A 21376-nucleotide genomic window follows, 5' to 3' on the forward strand; every position below is an offset into this window, starting at 1 on the left:
CGGTGGGCGTTGATGAAAAAGCTGTTTGTGCAGTTTTACCTTTTGCTGTTCGTCTGTTTTCTGGTCATGACCTTATTGGTCGGACTGGTGTACAAATTCACCGCCGAACGCGCGGGCAGGCAATCGCTCGACGATCTGATGAAAAGTTCGCTCTATCTGATGCGCAGCGAACTGCGGGAAATCCCGCCGCGTGAATGGGGGAAAACGTTAAAAGAGATGGACCTGAACCTCTCTTTCGATTTACGCGTTGAACCGTTAAATCACTATAAGCTTGATGCCGCCACCACGCAGCGACTGCGTGAAGGCGATATTGTCGCGCTTGACGATCAATACACCTTTATTCAACGTATCCCGCGCAGCCATTACGTCCTGGCGGTTGGCCCGGTTCCCTATCTCTATTTCCTGCATCAAATGCGACTGCTGGATATCGCCTTAATGGCGCTCATTGCCTTTTCTCTCGCCTTTCCTGTGTTTATCTGGATGCGCCCGCACTGGCAAGAAATGCTCAGGCTCGAATCCGCCGCGCAGCGCTTTGGCGAGGGTCATTTGACTGAACGCCTGCACTTCGATAATGGCTCCAGTTTCGAACGTCTGGGCGTCGCGTTCAACCAGATGGCGGATAATATTAATGCTCTGATCGCCAGTAAAAAACAGCTGATTGACGGTATCGCCCACGAACTTCGCACGCCGCTGGTACGTTTACGCTATCGGCTTGAAATGAGTGAAAATCTGACACTGCCGGAATCACAGGCGCTCAATCGCGATATTGGTCAACTGGAAGCGCTGATTGAAGAACTGCTCACCTATGCGCGCCTTGACCGACCACAAAATGAACTGATGTTGACCGAACCCGACCTCCCCGCCTGGTTGCTCGCGCATTTGCAGGATGTGCAGAGCGTGACCCCGGAACGTGCCGTAAACCTTCTCACATCTGTAATCGGCGATTATGGCGCGCTTGATATGCGGTTAATGTCGCGAGTGCTGGATAACCTGCTGAATAATGCGTTGCGCTACAGTCGTACCACCGTTCAGGTCAGTCTGTTACTCGACGGCAGTCAGGCAACATTGATAGTCGAAGATGATGGCCCCGGCATTGAAGCGGATGCGCGTGAGCGCATATTTGAACCTTTTGTCAGACTCGACCCCAGTAGAGATCGGGCGACAGGCGGCTGCGGGCTTGGACTCGCCATCGTACACTCTATCGCCCTGGCGATGGGCGGTAGCGTCGTCTGTGACGAGAGCGAACTGGGCGGCGCAAAATTTAGCTTTCGCTGGCCGGTCTGGCACGCGATGCCCGACATGACCGCTGCCTGACGCATTTTGCACGCTGGTTGAGCGGCGGGAACTGTGCTATACAGATAGTATGTTGTAACTAAAGTGAATGATACCATGTCCCGCTACGATCTCGTTGAACGCCTGAATGGCACTTTTCGCCAGATAGAACAACACCTGGCGGCGCTGACGGATAATCTACAGCAGCATTCGCTACTTATCGCCCGTGTCTTTTCACTGCCGCAGGTGACCAAAGAGGCGGAACATGCGCCGCTGGATACTATCGAGGTAACGCAATATCTGGGGAAAGAGGCCGAAGCGCTGGCGCTACATCACTATCGCCATTTGTTTATTCAACAGCAGTCCGAAAACCGCAGCAGTAAAGCCGCCGTCCGCCTGCCTGGCGTCTTATGCTATCAAGTGGATAATGCGATACAGTTAGATCTGGAAAATCAGGTACAGCGCATTAACCAGTTGAAAACCACCTTCGAGCAGATGGTTACGGTAGAGTCCGGTCTTCCCTCAGCGGCACGTTTTGAGTGGGTGCATCGGCATCTACCCGGCTTAATTACGCTGAACGCTTACCGCACGCTGACGCTTATCAATAACCCCGCCACCATACGTTTCGGCTGGGCAAATAAACATATTATTAAAAATTTAAGCCGGGATGAGGTTCTGAGCCAGTTGAAAAAAAGCCTCGCGTCGCCGCGCAGCGTCCCGCCGTGGACGCGCGAACAATGGCAATTCAAGCTGGAACGGGAATATCAGGATATCGCTGCCTTACCGCAGCAGGCCCGACTCAAGATTAAGCGTCCGGTTAAAGTACAGCCGATCGCCCGCATCTGGTATAAAGGCCAGCAGAAACAGGTGCAACACGCCTGCCCCACGCCGATTATCGCATTAATCAACACGGACAACGGCGCTGGCGTGCCGGATATTGGCGGGCTGGAAAACTATGACGCCGATAATATTCAGCACCGTTTTAAACCACAGGCGCAGCCGCTGCGACTGATTATTCCGCGACTGCACCTGTATGTGGCGGATTAACGTCCCGGCGTCATACTGCCAACCATCAATTCCGGACGTACCCAGGCGTCGAACTCCTCATCGCTAAGATATCCTAATGCCACGGCTGAGGCTTTGAGCGTCAGCCCTTCTTTATGCGCCTTCTTCGCAATCTCCGCCGCTTTATCGTAACCGATGTGCGTATTCAGCGCAGTGACCAGCATCAGCGACTCATTCAGCAACTGCGTAATACGCTCGCGGTTTGGCTCGATTCCTGATGCACAGTGTTGATTGAAACTCGCCATGCCATCGGCCAGCAGGCGCACCGTTTGCAGAAAATTATGAATAACCATCGGACGATAGACGTTGAGCTCAAAGTTGCCCGATGCGCCCCCCATATTGATGGCCACATCGTTACCCATCACCTGGCAACATAGCATCGTTACCGCTTCACACTGGGTCGGGTTCACTTTACCAGGCATAATGGAACTGCCCGGCTCATTCTCAGGGATAGCAATCTCGCCAATGCCGCAGCGCGGGCCGGATGCCAGCCAGCGAACATCGTTGGCGATTTTCATCAGCGAGGCCGCCAGCCCTTTTAATGCGCCATGCGCCTGTACCAACGCGTCACAGGTCGCCAGCGCTTCGAATTTATTCGGGGCGGTAACAAACGGCGCCGCGGTAATCGTCGCCAGTTCCTCGGCCACGCGCCGGGCATATTCCGGGTGGGTATTAAGCCCTGTCCCTACTGCGGTTCCGCCGAGCGCCAGTTCCGCGACGTGCGGTAAACTGTGCTCAATGTGCCTGAGGTTATGTTCCAGCATGGCTACCCAACCGGAAATCTCCTGGCCTAAGGTGAGCGGCGTCGCGTCCTGCAGGTGAGTACGGCCAATTTTGACAATATCGGCGAAAGCGTGGGATTTATCGCGAAGCGTATCCGTTAATGCGGATAATTGCGGGATGAGGTGTTCGCGTAACGCCAGTAACGCCGCCACGTGCATGGCGGTTGGGAACACATCGTTTGAGCTTTGACTCTTATTGACGTCATCATTGGGATGCACCTTGCGCTCCATACCGCGAACGCCGCCCAAAATTTCACTGGCGCGGTTCGCTAACACCTCATTCATATTCATGTTGCTTTGCGTACCGGACCCGGTCTGCCAAATCGCCAGCGGAAACTCATCAGCATGTTTTCCCGCCAGCACTTCATCAGCCGCCTGGATAATCGCGCTGGCTTTTTCCGCCGCCAACAACCCTAAGTCCTGGTTGACCTTCGCAGCGGCGCGCTTGGTCAACGCCAGAGCGTGAATGAGCGAGACGGGCATTTTCTCCGTGGAAATCCGAAAATGCTCCAGCGAACGTTGAGTCTGCGCCCCCCACAGTTTATCTGCCGGGACTTCAATCGCGCCCATTGAATCTTTCTCGCGGCGTACCGTTACCATTACCTGCTCCTTACTCAAGTTGATGAGATCATGTGTCGATATTGCTCACATGTTTGCGGTCTTATGAGTATTAACGATAACAACACAACGGTGTAGACCGGATAAGGCGCTTGCGCCGTTCTCCGGCAAAATAGCGAATCATGTTACCGCCCCGCAGGGCGGCGACATTACTTAACGCAGCGCGCGCACTGCGATGACTGAATCTGCTGGAAGAAATCGTTGCCTTTATCATCCACCAGAATGAAGGCCGGAAAATCCTCCACTTCAATTTTCCAGATAGCCTCCATACCCAGTTCAGGATATTCCACGCACTCCAGGCGCTTGATACTACCCTGCGCCAGAACGGCTGCGGGGCCGCCGATACTGCCCAGGTAGAAGCCGCCATGTTTCTTACAGGCATCGGTCACCTGCTGGCTGCGGTTGCCTTTCGCCAGCATGATCATACTGCCGCCCTGCGACTGGAGCTGATCAACATAAGAGTCCATCCGTCCTGCGGTAGTCGGCCCAAGCGACCCGGAGGCGTACCCTTCCGGCGTTTTTGCCGGCCCCGCATAATAGATAGGATGATCTTTGATGTACTGCGGCAAACCTTCGCCTCTGTCCATCCGTTCTTTCAGTTTAGCGTGCGCGATGTCGCGGCCCACAATAATCGTGCCGTTCAGCGACAGGCGCGTTGATACCGGATACTGCGACAGTTGTTGCAGTATCTCGCTCATGGGACGGTTAAGATCAACGCGCACCGCCTCGCCCTCTCCCGCCTGGCGCAGCGCCTCTGGAATATATTTACCGGGATTGCGCTCCAGCTTCTCGATCCAGATCCCTTCCCGGTTGATCTTCGCTTTAATGTTTCGATCTGCGGAGCAGGATACGCCCATACCTACCGGACACGATGCCCCGTGACGCGGCAATCGGATGACACGAATATCGTGAGCGAAATATTTGCCGCCGAACTGCGCGCCTAAGCCAAGATTTTGCGCCTCAAGCAACAATTCTTTTTCCAGTTCAATATCGCGGAAGGCCTGCCCGTGTTCATTGCCTTCGGTCGGTAGCGCATCATAGTATTTTGCCGAGGCCAGCTTAACGGTCTTCAGGTTCGCTTCCGCCGAGGTGCCGCCAATGACAAACGCAATGTGATACGGCGGACAGGCGGCGGTACCCAGCGTACGCATTTTATCAACGAGATAATTTTTGAGCTTACCCGGCGTCAGAAGCGCTTTTGTCTCCTGATAGAGGTAGGTTTTATTCGCCGATCCGCCGCCTTTAGCGATACAGAGGAATTTATATTCATCGCCATCGACGCTGTAGAGATCGATCTGCGCCGGCAGGTTAGTACCGGTATTGACCTCTTTGTACATATCCAGCGCCGCGTTTTGCGAATAGCGCAGGTTATCTTCGATATAGGTGTTATATACGCCGCGAGCCAGCGCCGCTTCATCACCTCCGCCAGTCCAGACGCGTTGGCCTTTTTTGCCGACAATAATGGCCGTACCGGTATCCTGGCAGGTGGGCAACACGCCCTTGGCCGCGATATCGGAGTTTCGCAGGAATTGCAGCGCGACATATTTGTCGTTTTCACTGGCCTGCGGATCGCGCAGAATATCCGCCACCTGCTGCTGATGCGCGGGACGTAGCATAAAAGACGCATCGTGGAAGGCCTGACGCGCCAACAGCGTTAGCGCTTCCGGCGCGACTTTCAGGATCTCTTGTCCTTCAAATTCGGCGACGGAAACATGTTCGCTGGTCAACAAGTAGTACTCGGTATCGTCCTTTTTGAGGGGAAAAGGGTCTTGATAAAAGAAGGGTTTGTTTGACATTGTGCTCTCACTTACCGCTCGGTATGGTTATTCTCTGGGCAGGTGTTCCATTGCCCGACTCAAAGCGAGTAACACTATCCTACACAATTTTTTAACAAAAACTGAGACAAGTACGACTTTTTACGCCCGGAGGTTACTTCATGCGGGTTTCTTGGTTTAATACCTCCCATTGATCTCCACATTGAAACAGGGCTTGATAATGCAAAAACTCATTAACTCAGTGCAAAACTATGCCTGGGGAAGTAAAACTGCGTTAACGGAACTTTATGGCATCGCCAATCCGCAGCAGCAGCCAATGGCTGAACTCTGGATGGGCGCGCATCCCAAAAGCAGCTCGCGAATCACCACCGCCAACGGCGAAACCGTCTCCCTGCGTGACGCCATCGAAAAGAATAAAACCGCCATGCTGGGCGAAGCGGTAGCCAACCGTTTCGGCGAACTGCCGTTTCTGTTTAAAGTACTGTGCGCCGCGCAGCCGCTCTCTATTCAGGTGCACCCGAATAAACGCAACTCCGAAATCGGTTTCGCGAAAGAAAATGCGGCGGGTATCCCCATGGATGCCGCAGAGCGGAACTATAAAGATCCTAACCATAAACCAGAGCTGGTTTTTGCCCTGACGCCTTTCCTGGCGATGAACGCGTTCCGCGAATTTTCTGACATTGTCTCTTTACTGCAACCTGTCGCTGGCGCGCATTCCGCTATCGCCCACTTTTTGCAGGCGCCAAACGCTGAACGTCTGAGCCAGCTTTTCGCCAGCCTGTTGAATATGCAAGGCGAAGAAAAATCCCGCGCGTTAGCCGTACTCAAAGCGGCACTTAACAGCCAGCAAGGCGAACCGTGGCAAACGATCCGCGTGATTTCAGAGTATTATCCTGACGACAGCGGGCTTTTCTCTCCTTTGTTGCTGAATGTGGTCAAACTGAATCCCGGCGAAGCGATGTTCCTGTTTGCCGAAACGCCTCACGCTTATCTGCAGGGCGTTGCGCTGGAAGTCATGGCGAACTCCGATAACGTTCTGCGCGCTGGCCTTACGCCAAAATATATCGACATCCCTGAGCTGGTCGCGAACGTGAAGTTCGAACCTAAGCCTGCCAGCGAGTTGCTGACTGCCCCGGTAAAAAGCGGCGCGGAGCTGGACTTCCCAATTCCGGTTGACGATTTTGCTTTTTCACTGCACGACCTGGCGCTTCAGGAGACGAGCATCGGCCAACACAGCGCCGCGATTCTATTCTGCGTTGAGGGTGAGGCGGTGTTACGTAAAGATGAACAGCGTCTGGTACTGAAGCCGGGTGAATCTGCCTTTATCGGCGCGGATGAGTCTCCGGTTAACGCCAGCGGCACGGGCCGTTTAGCGCGTGTTTATAACAAGCTGTAGCAACGTACTGAATTTTTTAACAACTCTTGCTAAGCTTATAACAGACGTAAAACTCCTCCAGGCGGTTTAATCCGCCTGGTTTCATTTTTATGGACAATTGATATGAAAAAAACACTGGTAGCTGCAGGTGTAGTAATTGCACTTGGCATCGTCTGGACAGGCGGCGCCTGGTATACGGGGAAAAAGCTGGAGAACCATCTTGCAGAAATGGTGACTCAGGCCAATGAACAGCTCAAGCGTACTGCGCCGGAGGCCGGTGTCGAATTAAGTTATCAAAACTACCAGCGTGGCGTGTTCAGTAGCCATCTGCAACTTGTTGTCAAACCGGTTGCCGGCGCAGACACTACCTGGTTGAAACCCGGGCAAAGCATTGTGCTGGACGAGTCCGTTTCACATGGCCCCTTCCCGCTCGCCCAGCTCAAAACGCTCAATCTGATCCCTTCTATGGCGTCGGTAAAAACCACTCTGGTGAATAACGATGCGGCAAAACCCCTCTTTGATATCGCGAAAGGCGACACGCCCTTTGTTATCAATACCCGCATTGGTTATGGCGGCGATACCCGCTCCGATATCTCTCTCAAGCCGTTAAACTACGAGAATGCCGGTGAAAAGGTCGCCTTTAGCGGCGGCGAGTTCCAGCTTAACGCCGATAAAGACGGTAATGTGGTTTCGCTGTCGGGCGAAGCGCAGAGCGGCCTGGTCGATGCCGTTAACGAATATAATCAGAAGGTACAACTCACCTTTAATAATTTGAAAACCGACGGTACCAGTAAGCTGGCAAGCTTTGGCGAGCGTGTAGGCGACCAAAAGTTAACGCTGGATAAACTGTCCATCGCCATTGAGGGTAAAGAGATGGCGGTGCTGGAAGGGATGGAAATTGCCGGCAAGTCCGATCTCGTCAACGACGGGAAAACCATTAACAGCCAGTTAGATTACTCGCTTAACAGCCTGAAAGTGCAGAATCAGGATTTGGGCAGCGGTAAATTAACGCTGAAAGTCGGTCAAATCGACGGCGAAGCCTGGCACCAGTTTAGTCAGCAATATCATGCGCAAACGCAGGCGCTGTTGAATCAGCCGGACGTGGCGCAGAATCCTGAGCTTTATCAGCAAAAAGTCACTGAAGCGTTCTTTAGCGCTCTCCCCGTGCTGTTAAAAGGCGATCCGGTACTGACCCTGGCGCCGCTTAGCTGGAAAAACGCCAAAGGGGAAACCACGCTGAATCTGTCGCTGTTCCTCAAAGATCCGGCAACCACAACGGCACAACCGCAAACGCTGGCGCAGGAAGTCGACCGCTCCGTGAAATCGCTGGATGCGAAACTGGCAATTCCGATGGACATGGCGGTCGAATTTATGACGCAGATAGCAAAACTGGAAGGCTATCAGCAGGATGATGCGGAAAAACTGGCAAAACAGCAGGTGCAGGGGCTGTCCGCAATGGGTCAGATGTTCCGACTGACAACGCTGAAGGATAATACTATCGCCTCCAGTTTGCAGTATGCCAATGGCCAGATCACGCTCAACGGACAAAAAATGCCGTTGGAAGACTTTGTCGGCCTGTTTGGGATGCCGGCGCTTTCCGTTCCGGACGTTCCGGCGCTGCCTCAACAGTAATCGCCTTGCCGGGTGCCGCGACGCTGCACCCGGTCTGCGCCGAACGACGCGCAGTCTCTACTTTTGCGTTACCAGGCGAGCGGCTATCGTTTGACTCCGCACATGGTGCTCGTCGTGAGCAATACGCTGCAATATTCGTTCGGCCAGGGTATAGCCTATTTCTCGCGCCGGCGTACTGGCCCAGATAATCGGCAGGTCGTCGAGGGCGTTCTCCGCCACATCAGCAAACGCCGCCAGCGACACCTGCTGCTCAAAATAACGATCGACACCGCTCTCGCCACTCTGTCGTCCGGCTCTCAGTAGGCCAAACCACGACCCCATCGCAATGGTTTCGTTGTAACAAACGACAGCGCTAATGGTCGGATTGTATCGCAACAGCGCGGTAATGCTTTCTGCTGCCTGTTTCTGACTGGAAGCGCATTCCACGACCCACTCGCTGTGAAACGGTAGACCGTATTTTAACAACGTCGCGCAATAGCCGCCCACGCGCTCCGCGCGGGTTAAAGATGCGCTTTGTCCTCCCAGCCAGGCGATGCGCTGATGGCCCTGACGAATAAGGTACTCCGTCAGGAGCTGCGCCGCCTGCATGTTGTCAGGCCGAACGGTATCCGCATCATCAAGATAGCTGGCGCGTGACGCAAACACGACCGGAATTCCTTGTGCGTCGGCCTGCGCTCTCAGCGCTTCGCTACTGCCCGCCGCACCGGCGATCACCATGCCATCCACGCCCTGATTGAGCAACATGGTAAAACGCTGATTTAGCTGTTCGCCATCTTTCCCCCCGTGCAGGAGAAAAACCATACGGCCTTGCGCTTCCAGCGCTTCCGTTAACCCGGCGGTCAATTCGGCATAAAAGGGTGCCGATAAATCACGCACGATCAAACCGATAACGCCGCTTTGCCCGCCACGCAGCGCGGACGCCTGGCGGTTACGCACAAAACCCAGTTGTTCAATTGCCGCGTTCACGCGCTCGCCGGTCGCGGCCGATATTCGCCCCTTGCCGCTCAGCACTAAGGAAACGGTGCTCACCGACACGCCAGCCGCCAGCGCAACATCGTGGATAGTGATTTTTTTGGCGATAGCCATGTCAACAAATCGCTCCAGAATCTGACAGATAAAACGTTTTACCTATCCGTTATCTTTATACGCGTTATTATCGGTCAGTAATGTGATTAATGCCGCACTAAAATTTGATAAAACGTTTTATCTTTTCGCCATCATAACCTGACACCGGCCTTTATTAACAAGGAGTCGTTAGATGACGACGAAAACCACGCCAAAAATAACGCTATGGGAATTTTTCCAGCAACTGGGCAAAACGTTTATGTTGCCCGTCGCCTTGCTCTCGTTCTGCGGCATTATGCTCGGTATCGGCAGCTCGCTCAGTAGCCACGACGTTATCACCCTGCTCCCCGTGCTGGGTAATCCCTTGCTACAGGCTATCTTCACCTGGATGAGTAAAGTAGGTTCTTTTGCCTTTAGCTTCCTGCCGGTGATGTTTTGTATCGCGATTCCGCTCGGTCTGGCGCGGGAAAACAAAGGCGTCGCCGCGTTTGCCGGGTTTGTCGGTTATGCGGTCATGAACCTTGCAGTCAACTTCTGGCTCACGGCAAAAGGCATTCTGCCGACCACCGATGCGGCGGTGCTGAAAGCCAATAACGTACAAAATATTCTGGGCATCCCCTCTATCGATACCGGCATCCTCGGCGCCGTTATCGCTGGTATTATTGTCTGGATGCTGCATGAACGGTTTCATACCATTCGTTTGCCGGATGCGCTGGCTTTTTTCGGCGGTACGCGTTTTGTACCTATCGTTTCCGCCGTTGTGATGGGGCTTGTCGGCCTGGTTATCCCGCTCGTCTGGCCGGTTTTTGCGATGGGAATTAGTGGACTGGGTCATATCATCAATAGCGCCGGCGACTTTGGACCGATGATTTTCGGCACCGGCGAGCGCCTGCTGTTGCCTTTTGGTCTGCACCATATTCTGGTAGCGCTGATTCGCTTCACCGAGGCGGGGGGTACGCAAGAGGTATGCGGGCATACCGTGAGCGGCGCATTGACTATTTTCCAGGCCCAACTCAGTTGCCCAACGACGCACGGCTTCTCTGAAAGCGCCACTCGCTTCTTATCGCAAGGCAAAATGCCAGCGTTTCTCGGTGGGTTGCCGGGCGCCGCGCTGGCAATGTACCACTGTGCCCGTCCAGAAAACCGCCCTAAAATTAAAGGATTATTGATTTCCGGTTTAATCGCCTGCGTTGTCGGCGGTACAACGGAGCCGCTGGAATTCCTGTTCCTGTTCGTAGCGCCGGTGCTGTACGTTATTCATGCTCTGCTGACCGGGCTGGGCTTTACCATCATGGCTATTCTCGGCGTCACTATCGGCAATACGGATGGCAATATTATTGACTTTGTGGTGTTTGGCATCCTGCATGGTCTGTCAACAAAATGGTATCTGGTACCGGTAGTGGCGGCGATTTGGTTTGCGGTTTACTACCTCATTTTCCGCTTCGCCATTACACGCTTTAACCTCAAAACACCGGGGCGCGAAGCGGAGATCGCCACCAGCATTGAAAAAGCGATCGCTGGCGCGCCAGGAAAATCCGGCTACAACGTGCCTGCTATCCTGGCGGCATTAGGCGGCACGGAAAACATCGTGAGTCTGGACAACTGCATCACCCGCCTACGTCTGTCCGTGAAAGATATGTCGCTTGTCGATGTCCAGGCATTGAAGGACAATCGTGCGATAGGCGTCGTACAGCTCAATCAGCATAATTTGCAGGTGGTTATCGGCCCGCAGGTTCAGTCGGTAAAAGATGAAATGGTTGGTCTGATGAATACCGTTCAGGCATAAGGAAGAGATATGTTCGATTTTTCACAGGAAGTTGACCGTCGCGGGACATGGTGTACGCAGTGGGATTATGTCGCCGATCGTTTTGGCGAAGCCGATCTGCTCCCCTTTACGATCTCGGATATGGATTTTGCCACCGCGCCGTGTATCCTGGAGGCGCTAAACCAGCGCCTTTCCCACGGTGTGCTGGGCTATAGCCGCTGGAAAAATGAGGCGTTTTTAGGGGCGATTACCCACTGGTTTGCGACACGCCATCAGACCACGATAGATGCCCACTCCCTCGTATACGGCCCCTCCGTTATCTATATGGCGTCCGAGCTTATCCGCCAGTGGTCCAACGAAGGCGATGGCGTGGTAGTTCATACCCCCGCTTACGATGCTTTTTATAAAGCGATTGAAGGCAACCATCGCATCGTCACTCCCGTCCCGCTGGAGAAAGAAGGCAACGCCTGGTATTGCGATATGGCCAAACTGGAGGCGGCGCTGGCGCGTCCGGAAAGCAAAATCCTGCTGCTGTGCAGTCCGCAAAATCCCACCGGTAAAGTGTGGACGCGTGACGAGCTGGAAACGATGTCAACGCTGTGCGAGCGCCATGGCGTACGGGTGATTTCCGATGAAATTCACATGGATATGGTATGGGGAAACCAGCCGCATATTCCCTGGAGCAATGTCGCGCGCGGAGACTGGGCGCTGCTCTCCTCCGGCTCGAAAAGCTTCAACATTCCGGCATTAACCGGCGCTTATGGAATCATTGAAAATAGTGAAAGCCGTGAACGCTACCTGGCCGCCTTAAAAGGGCGCGACGGCCTCTCTTCGCCAGCGGTGCTCTCGCTCACGGCGCATATTGCCGCGTATCAGCACGGCGCGCCGTGGCTGGATGCGTTACGCGCCTCGCTGGCGGCTAATATGCGCTATATTGAGCAGGCGCTGAATGGCGCCTTTCCGACGTTGAACTGGCAAGCGCCGCCATCGACCTATCTGGCCTGGATTGATCTTCGTTCACTCGGCATTGACGATCAAAAATTACAGCACACGCTCATTCATCAGGAGAAAGTCGCCATTATGCCCGGCGATACCTATGGCGCAGAAGGCCGGGGATTTGTGCGTCTGAATGCCGGATGCCCTCGCCTGAAACTTGAAAAAGGCGTCAACGGATTGATTAACGCTATCCGCACCGTTCGCTAATACCGTCTACAAGCGGGGTGTTGACCCTTTATCCTGAGATGCGATAACAGAGCCCCCCGTGAGCTAACCGGGACGCGTTAAAGAGAATGATACAAAATTTCTCCCGAGCTCTCGCGAAGTTGCAACGTAATGGCTCCGTTTTTGCAAAATTTCCAGAGCATTATCAATCTGTAGTATAATGGTGCGCACTTTTATTAAAAATTGAGTGCGCCCATGATTGATATTACGCTTCCTTTGACTGACATCCACCGCCACCTTGATGGCAACATTCGCGCCCAAACAATTCTGGATCTTGGTCGGCAGTTCAACATCGCCCTTCCCGCCCAAACGCTGGAAACGCTGATTCTGCATGTCCAGGTCACCTCAACCGAACCCGATTTAGTAAGCTTTCTCACGAAGCTCGATTGGGGGGTAAAAGTCCTGGCATCGCTTGACGCCTGCCGCCGTGTGGCCTTTGAAAATATTGAAGATGCCGCACGTAACGGCCTGCATTACGTCGAGCTTCGCTTTTCGCCCGGCTATATGGCGATGGCGCATCAGTTACCGATCGCAGGCGTGGTTGAAGCCGTTATCGACGGAGTACGCGACGGCTGTAACACGTTTGGCGTCGAGGCGCGACTCATTGGCATTATGAGCCGTACCTTCGGCGAGGCGGCATGTTTACAGGAGCTTGATGCGCTGTTGGCGCACAGAGAGAAAATCACCGCGTTGGATTTAGCCGGTGATGAGCTGGGCTTTCCCGGCAGTCTGTTTTTGTCGCACTTTAATCGGGCGCGCGATGCGGGCTGGCATATTACCGTTCACGCTGGCGAAGCCGCAGGGCCGGAAAGTATCTGGCAGGCGATTCGCGAACTGGGGGCCGAACGTATCGGACATGGCGTAAAAGCTGTCGAAGATCGCGCGTTAATGGATTTTCTTGCACAGCAGCGTATCGGTATTGAATCCTGTCTGACCTCGAATATTCAGACCAGTACCGTCGCATCGCTGGCAGATCATCCGCTCAAAACCTTCCTTGAACATGGCGTTCTCGCCAGTCTTAATACGGACGATCCGGCTGTTCAGGGCGTAGATATTATCCATGAATATCACGTCGCCGCGCCAGCGGCAGGATTGAGCCGCGAACAGATTCGCCAGGCGCAGATTAACGGTCTGGAAATCGCCTTTCTGAGCGATGACGAAAAACGTGCGCTGCGCGAAAAAGTGGCCGCGGCGTAAAATTGCTTTATTGATGCTAACGCCCTCTCTCCGCCTGCGGTTTAATGCTATCCCAGGCGGAGAAATGCGACATCTCAGGCAAGACACAGCGTCGCGCGATGTTTTGCCGATTCCATGCCCAGTTCAATCAACTCCATAATTTGAATCGCCTGGCTTGCCGGCACGGGATTTTCACCATTACCGTTTAACGCATCGCGGATGGCGGCATAATATGCCGGATAGTTACCCGGCAACGTAAGCCAGTTCTCTTCTTTGCGCTTCTCTCCCTCAACCAGGGTCAATACGCCGTCACGCATGTCATATCCCCAGTCTTCCTGCGGTAAACGCTCGCAGTTTTTTAACCGTTCTTCCTGGGGATCGAGGCCATATTTTACATAGCTACCGCGCGAACCATGAACGATGTATCGCGCGGATTCCGCCGCGGCCAGCATCGTACCGTGCAAAATCACGCGGCGCTGGGGGTAGGATAAAATCGCGTGGAAATAATCTGTAGATTGCGCGCCCGGACGCAGCTGCGCTAAATCCACCGTCATGCTGACCGGCAGGCCAAAAAGTTGAATGGCCTGATCCAACAAGTGCGGCGCCAGATCGTACCAGATACCACTTCCCGGCCCGCCTTGCTCGCGCCAGCGGTCGCGCACCTGGGGACGGAAGCGATCAAAGTGGGACTCAAACAAGGACACCTCGCCGAGCACGCCATCCGCCAGCAAGGCTTTCAGCGTCAAAAAATCGCTGTCCCAGCGTCGGTTGTGGAAGACGGAAAGTACCCGGCCAGTGCTCCGCGCAAGCGCATCCAATTCTCGCGCCTGTGACAGTGTCACGGTAAAGGGTTTATCAACCACCACATGCTTACCGGCTTCCAGCGCAGCTTTCGCCAGCGGGAAATGGGTATCGTTGGGCGTCGGGATCACGATCAGGTCGATATGCGGATCGTTAAATAAGTGTCGGGGCTCAGAGACCACGGAAACCGCCGGCCAATCTGCTTTCACTTTTGTTTCATCGCTGCTGGATACCGCCGCAAGCTCTAGCCCTGGCGTTCCCATAATTAAGGGCGCATGAAAGGTTTTACTGGCGTAGCCATAACCGATTAACCCAACGCGGATTTTGTCATTCATCTCACTGCCTCCGGTTTTAGATATCGCTATTCCACACCATCGTGCGATTAGCCGCAATAGCGTCCTGACCATCAACGTAGCATCAAATGATTAACTTGTTACAGAACAGAGGCTGAAATCGTTTGCTTCCCTCTTGCCGACCGTTCGCCAGGAAAGTAACATTTACCCCCTGTGTTTATGGATAAATCAAAGCAAATGTCGTCAATAATGAATCGTCTTATTGAATTAACTGGGTGGATAGTTCTCGTTATCTCAGTCATTCTTTTAGGTATTGCCAACCATATTGACAATTACCAACCACCAGAGCCCACGGCTTCCGTTCAGAAGAAGTAAGCGTCAGATAATGTAAAGGCATTTTCGCGTGGTACGGTCAGCGGCGCCCCGGGGCGTGCAAAGAAAGTCAAAAACCGGCAAAAAAAACGAAATATGTCCTATCTGGTCTGACGTTTATTGCCTGTTGTAGGAAAGCGCGTTAACCTTTCGCCCCAGGCGCCATGTGGCGCCTGACTCTTTACCGGTAAGAATATTCCCTTTTTACCTGCACCCCTGACCTCTCACTGGTGCGGTTTTGTTTATTTTTTATCAGTGACTACTCCGTTGGCATTATATTTAATATGGATCAACTTTATATGACTGTTCAGGATTATCTATTAAAATTCCGCAAAATTAGTTCGCTCGAAAGTCTGGAAAAACTGTTCGACCACCTTAACTATACCCTTACTGATGACATGGACATTGTTAATATGTATCGCGCTGCAGATCACCGCCGTGCCGAACTGGTTTCCGGAGGACGCCTGTTTGATGTAGGTCAGGTTCCGCAATCCGTCTGGCGCTATGTGCAATAAAGAAAGTAGCGTTTAACATCAAAAACCTTATAATATTTGCCCCAAAATGAGCGGCATGACCGTTAACGCGCGTAACCCCGGAGAAGATATGACTACAACACCGCCACAACGAATTGGAGGCTGGCTTCTTGGCCCGTTAGCCTGGCTGTTAGTCGCGTTGTTGAGCGCCTCGCTGGCGTTATTACTCTACGTTATGGCGCTTGCCACACCGCAAACGTTCAAGACGCTTAGCGGACAGGAAACCGGTAATTTACTGCTATGGGGCATTTCATTTATTACCGCTATCGCCATGTGGTACTATACCCTGTGGTTGACGATCGCATTCTTCAAGCGCAGACGCTGCGTGCCGAAGCATTACATTATCTGGCTGCTGGTGTCGGTGTTACTGGCGGTTAAAGCATTTGCCTTTTCGCCCGTCTCAGATGCCTTTGCCGTGCGTCAGTTACTCTTCCCACTGTTGGCGACGGCGCTCATTGTGCCTTATCTCAAACGTTCAGCGCGCGTTAAAACAACGTTTGTTAATCCGTAATAACCCTACAGTTAACCTGTTGTCGCCTGTGGTAGTTTGACAGATAATAGGCGGCTTTTTTATTTCAGGCCGAAACATGACTGATTACCTGCTGCTCTTTGTCGGAACTGTACTGGTCAATAACTTTGTACTGGTCAAATTCCTGGGCCTTTGTCCCTTTATGGGCGTATCCAAAAAACTGGAAACCGCCATGGGGATGGGCCTCGCGACGACCTTTGTCATGACGCTGGCGTCGATATGCGCCTGGCTTATCGACACCTGGATACTTATTCCGCTGGATCTGATTTATCTGCGGACGCTGGCCTTTATCCTCGTCATTGCTGTGGTCGTGCAATTTACCGAAATGGTTGTACGGAAAACCAGCCCGGCGTTATACCGCTTGTTAGGCATCTTCTTACCACTGATTACCACTAACTGTGCGGTTCTGGGCGTAGCGTTACTGAATATTAATCTCGGTCATCACTTTCTTCAGTCGGCGCTGTACGGATTTTCCGCCGCCGTCGGTTTTTCATTAGTGATGGTTCTGTTTGCCGCCATCCGCGAACGCCTTGCCGTAGCGGATGTGCCCGCCCCTTTTCGTGGTAACGCGATAGCATTGATTACCGCAGGATTAATGTCTTTGGCCTTTATGGGCTTTAGTGGTTTGGTGAAGTTGTAATGAATACTATCTGGATTGCCGTTGGCGCCCTGACCCTTCTGGGCCTGGTGTTCGGCGCCATTCTGGGTTATGCCTCCCGCCGATTCGCGGTTGAAGATGATCCGGTTGTTGAAAAAATCGATGCGATTTTGCCGCAGAGCCAGTGTGGTCAGTGCGGCTATCCCGGCTGCCGCCCCTACGCCGAAGCCGTGGGTCTCCAGGGCGAGAAAATCAATCGTTGCGCGCCCGGCGGCGAAGCCGTCATGCTGAAAATGGCAGAGCTGCTAAACGTAGAGCCGCAACCATGCGATGGTGAAGAACAGCAGGCCGCGCCAGTACGTATGCTGGCAGTTATTGATGAAAATAACTGCATTGGCTGCACAAAATGCATTCAGGCCTGCCCGGTTGACGCCATCGTTGGCGCAACGCGCGCCATGCACACGGTCATGAGCGATCTCTGTACTGGCTGTAATCTGTGCGTCGATCCGTGTCCGACGCACTGCATCGAATTACGTCCGGTGAATGAGACGCCCGACAGTTGGAAATGGGATTTGAACACCATTCCCGTTCGCATCATTCCCGTGGAACAACATGCTTAAACTATTTTCCGCTTTCAGAAAAGATAAAATCTGGGATTTCGACGGTGGTATTCATCCGCCCGAAATGAAGTCCCAGTCAAACGGCACGCCGCTGCGCCAGGTGCCTTTAGCGCCGCGCTTTGTTATCCCTTTAAAACAGCACATTGGCGCTGAGGGCGAGCTGTGCGTTAGCGTCGGCGATCGCGTGCTACGCGGCCAGGCGCTTACCCGTGGACGTGGGAGAATGCTGCCGGTACACGCGCCCACCTCCGGGACGGTTATCGCTATTGCCCCCCACTCGACGGCACATCCTTCGGCGCTGGCGGAGTTAAGCGTCATCATTGATGCCGACGGCGAAGACCGCTGGATTGAACGCGAGGGCTGGTCTGATTACCGCGCCCACAGCCGTGAAGCGCTCATTGAACGCATTCATCAGTATGGCGTTGCCGGGCTTGGCGGCGCAGGGTTTCCCACCGGCGTTAAATTGCAGGGCGGCGGCGATAAAATCACCACGCTTATTATCAATGCCGCAGAGTGCGAACCTTACATTACGGCGGACGATCGTCTGATGCAGGACTGCGCCGCGCAGATTGTGGAAGGTATTCGCATCCTGGCGCATATTCTGCAACCGCGTGAGGTTTTAATCGGCATTGAAGATAACAAACCGCAGGCTATTTCCATGCTGCGTGCCGTACTGGCTGACGCCCACGATATTTCGTTACGTGTGATCCCAACCAAATACCCTTCCGGCGGCGCAAAACAGCTCACCCAAATACTGACGGGAAAACAGGTTCCCCACGGCGGGCGCTCCTCTGATATTGGCGTGCTGATGCAAAACGTCGGTACGGCGTATGCCGTTAAACGCGCCGTGATTGACGGCGAACCGATCACAGAACGCGTCGTCACCTTAACGGGTGACGCGGTAAGCCGCCCGGGTAACGTCTGGGCGCGGCTCGGCACTCCCGTTCGTCATTTGCTTAACGATGCCGGGTTCTGCCCTTCTGCTGACCAGATGGTCATCATGGGCGGCCCGTTGATGGGATTCACCCTTCCCTGGCTTGACGTACCGGTCGTAAAAATCACCAACTGCCTGCTGGCGCCATCCGTGACTGAAATGGGAGCGCCTCAGGAAGAGAAAAGCTGTATTCGTTGCAGCGCTTGCGCTGACGCTTGCCCTGCCGACCTTTTACCGCAGCAGCTTTATTGGTTCAGCAAAGGGCAGCAGCATGACAAGGCTACCGCTCACCATATTGCTGATTGTATAGAATGCGGCGCCTGCGCCTGGGTCTGCCCCAGTAATATTCCGCTCGTCCAATATTTCCGTCAGGAAAAAGCGGAGATTAATGCGATCAGGCTTGAAGAAAAACGCGCCGCCGAAGCCAAAGCACGTTTTGAGGCTCGTCAGGCAAGACTGGAGCGCGAAAAAGCCGCCCGCCTTGCACGTCATAAGAGCGCAGCGGTACAACCAGCGGCAAAAGATCAGGATGCCATTGCCGCTGCGCTGGCGCGGGTAAAAGAGAAACAGGCGCAGGCCACGCAACCGGTGGTTATTCAGGCGGGTAGTCTGCCAGACAATAGCGCCGTCATCGCGGCCCGTGAAGCGCGTAAAGCGCAAGCGCGCGCTAAACAAGCCACTCATCCGATGGCTGACAGCGCGATACCCGGCGACGACCCGCGTAAAGCCGCAGTGGAGGCGGCTATCGCCCGCGCCAAAGCCCGCAAGCAGGAGCAGCAGGCCGGAAGCGAACCTGCCGAACCGGTCGATCCGCGTAAAGCCGCGGTGGAAGCGGCCATCGCCCGCGCCAAAGCCCGTAAGCAGGAGCAGCAGGCCGGAAGCGAACCTGCCGAACCGGTCGATCCGCGTAAAGCCGCAGTGGAAGCAGCCATCGCCCGCGCCAAAGCCCGCAAGCAGGAGCAGCAGGCCGGAAGCGAACCTGCCGAACCGGTCGATCCGCGTAAAGCCGCAGTGGAAGCGGCTATCGCCCGCGCCAAAGCCCGCAAGCAGGAGCAGCAGGCCGGAAGCGAACCTGCCGAACCGGTCGATCCGCGCAAAGCCGCGGTGGAGGCGGCTATCGCCCGCGCCAAAGCCCGCAAGCAGGAGCAGCAGGCCGGAAGCGAACCTGTCGTACCGGCCGACCCGCGTAAAGCCGCGGTTGCTGCGGCGATCGCCCGCGTTCAGGCAAAAAAAGCAGCACAGCAGCAGGTAGTTAACGAGGATTAAATGGTATTCAGAATCGCAAGCTCGCCTTATACCCATAACCAGCGCCAGACATCGCGAATCATGTTGCTGGTATTAATCGCCGCTCTGCCGGGGATTGCCGCGCAGACGTGGTTTTTTGGTTGGGGAACGCTTTTCCAGATCGTTCTGGCTGCCATCACGGCGCTCGTCGCGGAAGCCATTGTCCTTAGACTGCGCAAACAATCGGTCGCCAGTCACCTACAGGATTATTCCGCGTTATTGACGGGGCTTTTGCTGGCGGTCAGCATCCCTCCGCTCGCGCCCTGGTGGATGGTCGTGCTGGGAACCGGATTCGCCATTATTATCGCTAAACAGTTATATGGCGGGCTGGGACAAAACCCCTTTAATCCGGCAATGATCGGTTACGTGGTGCTCTTAATCTCCTTTCCGGTGCAAATGACAAGCTGGTTGCCGCCTTATGAAATAGCCGCAACAACGCCCGATATGCTGGACACGTTGCGGATGATTTTTACCGGGCATACCGCCAGCGGCGGCGATATGACACTGCTACGTATTGGTATTGACGGTATCAGCCAGGCGACGCCGCTGGATACGTTTAAAACGTCCTTGCGCGCCGGGCACTCCGTTGAGCAAATCATGCAGTACCCGATATACAGCGGCGCGTTGGCTGGCGTGGGCTGGCAGTGGATTAACCTCGCCTGGCTTGTCGGCGGCGTATTTCTGCTGTGGCAAAAAGCTATCCGCTGGCATATCCCGGTCAGTTTTCTACTGACGCTGGCGCTATGCGCCGCGTTAGGTTGGCTTTTCTCGCCCGCTACGCTGGCCTCGCCGCAGCTTCATCTGCTGTCAGGCGCCACCATGCTGGGCGCATTTTTTATCTTGACGGATCCGGTTACCGCCTCCACGACCAACCGTGGACGTTTAATTTTCGGCGCGCTGGCTGGGGTATTAGTGTGGCTGATTCGTAGCTTCGGCGGCTATCCGGACGGCGTTGCTTTTGCTGTCCTGTTGGCGAATATCACGGTTCCTCTGATCGACTACTACACGCGCCCCCGCGTCTATGGACATCGCAAAGGATAAACCATGCTGAAAACGATTCGTAAACACGGTATTACGCTGGCGCTTTTTGCCGCAGGTTCTACGGGATTGACTGCGGTGATTAATCAGATGACAAAATCAACCATCCACGAACAAGCGCTGCAACAACAGCATGCCCTGTTCGATCAGGTATTGCCGCCAGATCGTTACAATAATAATCTGCAAGAGAGTTGTTATCTGGTCGATGCGCCCGCCCTCGGCAAAGGCACACACCGTGTTTTTATCGCTCGCAAGGATGATAAACCCGTAGCGGCCATCATTGAGGCCACCGCGCCAGATGGCTATTCCGGCGCTATCCAGCTTATTGTTGGCGCAGATTTCAACGGTACCGTCCTGGGGACGCGCGTGACGGAACATCATGAGACGCCAGGGTTAGGTGATAAAATTGAGCGCCGTTTGTCTGACTGGATTACCCACTTTAGCGGTAAAACCATCAGCGGTGAAAATGATACGCACTGGGCGGTGAAAAAGGATGGCGGTGATTTTGATCAATTTACCGGGGCGACAATAACGCCGCGCGCCGTGGTGAATGCGGTTAAACGCGCCGGGCTGTACGCCGAATCACTGCCCGCTCAGCTCCCCCATTTAACCGCCTGTGGAGAATAGC

The 21376-nt window shown here is 54.1% G+C and carries 19 protein-coding genes; 15 read left to right on the forward strand and 4 right to left on the reverse strand.

All coding sequences use genetic code 11. The features are described 5' to 3' along the window. Positions 1–12: 12 nt before the first annotated feature. Together rstB and tus are read left to right on the forward strand one after the other, a co-directional pair. Positions 13–1314 carry a two-component system sensor histidine kinase RstB gene (rstB, locus tag LCS67_RS11920; RefSeq protein ID WP_000732940.1) on the forward strand — a complete coding sequence of 434 codons (1302 nt, stop codon included), beginning with the start codon at positions 13–15 and terminating at the stop codon, positions 1312–1314. Between the two features lie 75 nt (positions 1315–1389). Then, positions 1390–2319 carry a DNA replication terminus site-binding protein gene (tus, locus tag LCS67_RS11925; RefSeq protein ID WP_001611779.1) on the forward strand — a complete coding sequence of 310 codons (930 nt, stop codon included), beginning with the start codon at positions 1390–1392 and terminating at the stop codon, positions 2317–2319. Here tus and fumC read toward each other — a convergent pair. Together fumC and fumB are read right to left on the reverse strand one after the other, a co-directional pair. After that, positions 2316–3719, reverse strand: a complete 1404-nt coding sequence (gene fumC / locus LCS67_RS11930) for a class II fumarate hydratase (protein ID WP_000259117.1) — start codon at positions 3717–3719, stop codon at positions 2316–2318. The genes tus and fumC overlap by 4 nt on opposite strands. 167 nt (positions 3720–3886) lie before the next feature. Next, entirely contained in the window at positions 3887–5533 is a 1647-nt protein-coding gene (gene fumB, locus LCS67_RS11935) for a class I fumarate hydratase (protein ID WP_000066609.1), read from the reverse strand. Positions 5534–5732: 199 nt separating this feature from the next. On the opposite strand from fumB, the gene manA reads away from it, so the two are divergent. Then, positions 5733–6908, forward strand: coding sequence for a mannose-6-phosphate isomerase (manA, locus tag LCS67_RS11940; protein WP_001170625.1), 1176 nt, complete (start codon positions 5733–5735; stop codon positions 6906–6908). A 102-nt stretch (positions 6909–7010) separates the two neighbouring features. Then, the gene (locus LCS67_RS11945) at positions 7011–8519 is read left to right on the forward strand and encodes a YdgA family protein (protein ID WP_000753334.1); all 1509 of its coding nucleotides are present in this window, start codon (positions 7011–7013) and stop codon (positions 8517–8519) included. Positions 8520–8576: 57 nt separating this feature from the next. Here the strand turns inward: LCS67_RS11945 and LCS67_RS11950 are convergent, their stop codons facing one another. Next, positions 8577–9605: a Mal regulon transcriptional regulator MalI gene (locus LCS67_RS11950; RefSeq protein WP_000951919.1), complete on the reverse strand. Its 1029-nt coding sequence runs from the start codon at positions 9603–9605 to the stop codon at positions 8577–8579. Positions 9606–9777: 172 nt separating this feature from the next. On the opposite strand from LCS67_RS11950, the gene malX reads away from it, so the two are divergent. From malX to add, 3 genes are all read left to right on the forward strand, one after another. After that, positions 9778–11370, forward strand: a complete 1593-nt coding sequence (gene malX / locus LCS67_RS11955; protein ID WP_000208903.1) for a maltose/glucose-specific PTS transporter subunit IIBC — start codon at positions 9778–9780, stop codon at positions 11368–11370. 9 nt (positions 11371–11379) lie between these two features. Further along, positions 11380–12552: a MalY/PatB family protein gene (locus LCS67_RS11960; protein WP_023220686.1), complete on the forward strand. Its 1173-nt coding sequence runs from the start codon at positions 11380–11382 to the stop codon at positions 12550–12552. Positions 12553–12765: 213 nt separating this feature from the next. Beyond that, positions 12766–13767 (forward strand): adenosine deaminase, encoded by a 1002-nt coding sequence (gene add / locus LCS67_RS11965; protein ID WP_000565556.1) that lies wholly within the window; start codon positions 12766–12768, stop codon positions 13765–13767. A 74-nt stretch (positions 13768–13841) separates the two neighbouring features. On the opposite strand, the gene LCS67_RS11970 is transcribed toward add, so the two are convergent. Beyond that, the gene (locus tag LCS67_RS11970) at positions 13842–14882 is read right to left on the reverse strand and encodes an oxidoreductase (protein WP_164972844.1); all 1041 of its coding nucleotides are present in this window, start codon (positions 14880–14882) and stop codon (positions 13842–13844) included. 207 nt (positions 14883–15089) lie between these two features. On the opposite strand from LCS67_RS11970, the gene blr reads away from it, so the two are divergent. From blr to rsxG, 8 genes are all read left to right on the forward strand, one after another. After that, the gene (gene blr, locus LCS67_RS11975) at positions 15090–15215 is read left to right on the forward strand and encodes a division septum protein Blr (protein ID WP_001708800.1); all 126 of its coding nucleotides are present in this window, start codon (positions 15090–15092) and stop codon (positions 15213–15215) included. A gap of 296 nt (positions 15216–15511) precedes the next feature. Then, positions 15512–15727, forward strand: coding sequence for a transcription modulator YdgT (gene ydgT, locus LCS67_RS11980; RefSeq protein WP_000217946.1), 216 nt, complete (start codon positions 15512–15514; stop codon positions 15725–15727). Between the two features lie 88 nt (positions 15728–15815). Then, positions 15816–16256, forward strand: a complete 441-nt coding sequence (locus tag LCS67_RS11985; protein ID WP_000214061.1) for a DUF2569 domain-containing protein — start codon at positions 15816–15818, stop codon at positions 16254–16256. Between the two features lie 76 nt (positions 16257–16332). After that, on the forward strand, positions 16333–16914 hold the full coding sequence (rsxA, locus tag LCS67_RS11990; RefSeq protein WP_000133179.1) for an electron transport complex subunit RsxA: 582 nt from the start codon (positions 16333–16335) through the stop codon (positions 16912–16914). Beyond that, a complete protein-coding gene (gene rsxB / locus LCS67_RS11995; RefSeq protein ID WP_001092600.1) occupies positions 16914–17492 on the forward strand; it encodes an electron transport complex subunit RsxB in 579 nt (192 codons plus the stop codon). Before rsxA ends, rsxB begins: the two co-directional genes overlap by 1 nt. Next, positions 17485–19692 (forward strand): electron transport complex subunit RsxC, encoded by a 2208-nt coding sequence (gene rsxC, locus LCS67_RS12000; RefSeq protein ID WP_031566108.1) that lies wholly within the window; start codon positions 17485–17487, stop codon positions 19690–19692. Before rsxB ends, rsxC begins: the two co-directional genes overlap by 8 nt. Beyond that, positions 19693–20751, forward strand: a complete 1059-nt coding sequence (rsxD, locus tag LCS67_RS12005; RefSeq protein ID WP_000231889.1) for an electron transport complex subunit RsxD — start codon at positions 19693–19695, stop codon at positions 20749–20751. Positions 20752–20754: 3 nt separating this feature from the next. Further along, on the forward strand, positions 20755–21375 hold the full coding sequence (gene rsxG / locus LCS67_RS12010) for an electron transport complex subunit RsxG (RefSeq protein WP_000920822.1): 621 nt from the start codon (positions 20755–20757) through the stop codon (positions 21373–21375). The last annotated feature ends 1 nt before the right edge of the window (position 21376 follow it).

Source organism: Salmonella sp. A7 (assembly GCF_020181675.1).
Taxonomy (GTDB): Bacteria; Pseudomonadota; Gammaproteobacteria; order Enterobacterales; family Enterobacteriaceae; genus Salmonella; species Salmonella enterica.

Excerpts from the sequence above, each read along its gene's own strand:
- LCS67_RS11960 (WP_023220686.1), top strand. The coding sequence starts at position 11,380 with ATGTTCGATTTTTCACAGGAAGTTGACCGTCGCGGGACATGGTGTACG.
- fumB (WP_000066609.1), bottom strand. The coding sequence starts at position 5,533 with ATGTCAAACAAACCCTTCTTTTATCAAGACCCTTTTCCCCTCAAAAAG.
- rstB (WP_000732940.1), top strand. The coding sequence starts at position 13 with ATGAAAAAGCTGTTTGTGCAGTTTTACCTTTTGCTGTTCGTCTGTTTT.
- rsxB (WP_001092600.1), top strand. The coding sequence starts at position 16,914 with ATGAATACTATCTGGATTGCCGTTGGCGCCCTGACCCTTCTGGGCCTG.
- ydgT (WP_000217946.1), top strand. The coding sequence starts at position 15,512 with ATGACTGTTCAGGATTATCTATTAAAATTCCGCAAAATTAGTTCGCTC.
- manA (WP_001170625.1), top strand. The coding sequence starts at position 5,733 with ATGCAAAAACTCATTAACTCAGTGCAAAACTATGCCTGGGGAAGTAAA.
- blr (WP_001708800.1), top strand. The coding sequence starts at position 15,090 with ATGAATCGTCTTATTGAATTAACTGGGTGGATAGTTCTCGTTATCTCA.
- rsxG (WP_000920822.1), top strand. The coding sequence starts at position 20,755 with ATGCTGAAAACGATTCGTAAACACGGTATTACGCTGGCGCTTTTTGCC.
- fumC (WP_000259117.1), bottom strand. The coding sequence starts at position 3,719 with ATGGTAACGGTACGCCGCGAGAAAGATTCAATGGGCGCGATTGAAGTC.
- add (WP_000565556.1), top strand. The coding sequence starts at position 12,766 with ATGATTGATATTACGCTTCCTTTGACTGACATCCACCGCCACCTTGAT.
- rsxD (WP_000231889.1), top strand. The coding sequence starts at position 19,693 with ATGGTATTCAGAATCGCAAGCTCGCCTTATACCCATAACCAGCGCCAG.
- rsxA (WP_000133179.1), top strand. The coding sequence starts at position 16,333 with ATGACTGATTACCTGCTGCTCTTTGTCGGAACTGTACTGGTCAATAAC.
- LCS67_RS11985 (WP_000214061.1), top strand. The coding sequence starts at position 15,816 with ATGACTACAACACCGCCACAACGAATTGGAGGCTGGCTTCTTGGCCCG.
- LCS67_RS11945 (WP_000753334.1), top strand. The coding sequence starts at position 7,011 with ATGAAAAAAACACTGGTAGCTGCAGGTGTAGTAATTGCACTTGGCATC.
- rsxC (WP_031566108.1), top strand. The coding sequence starts at position 17,485 with ATGCTTAAACTATTTTCCGCTTTCAGAAAAGATAAAATCTGGGATTTC.
- tus (WP_001611779.1), top strand. The coding sequence starts at position 1,390 with ATGTCCCGCTACGATCTCGTTGAACGCCTGAATGGCACTTTTCGCCAG.
- LCS67_RS11970 (WP_164972844.1), bottom strand. The coding sequence starts at position 14,882 with ATGAATGACAAAATCCGCGTTGGGTTAATCGGTTATGGCTACGCCAGT.
- LCS67_RS11950 (WP_000951919.1), bottom strand. The coding sequence starts at position 9,605 with ATGGCTATCGCCAAAAAAATCACTATCCACGATGTTGCGCTGGCGGCT.
- malX (WP_000208903.1), top strand. The coding sequence starts at position 9,778 with ATGACGACGAAAACCACGCCAAAAATAACGCTATGGGAATTTTTCCAG.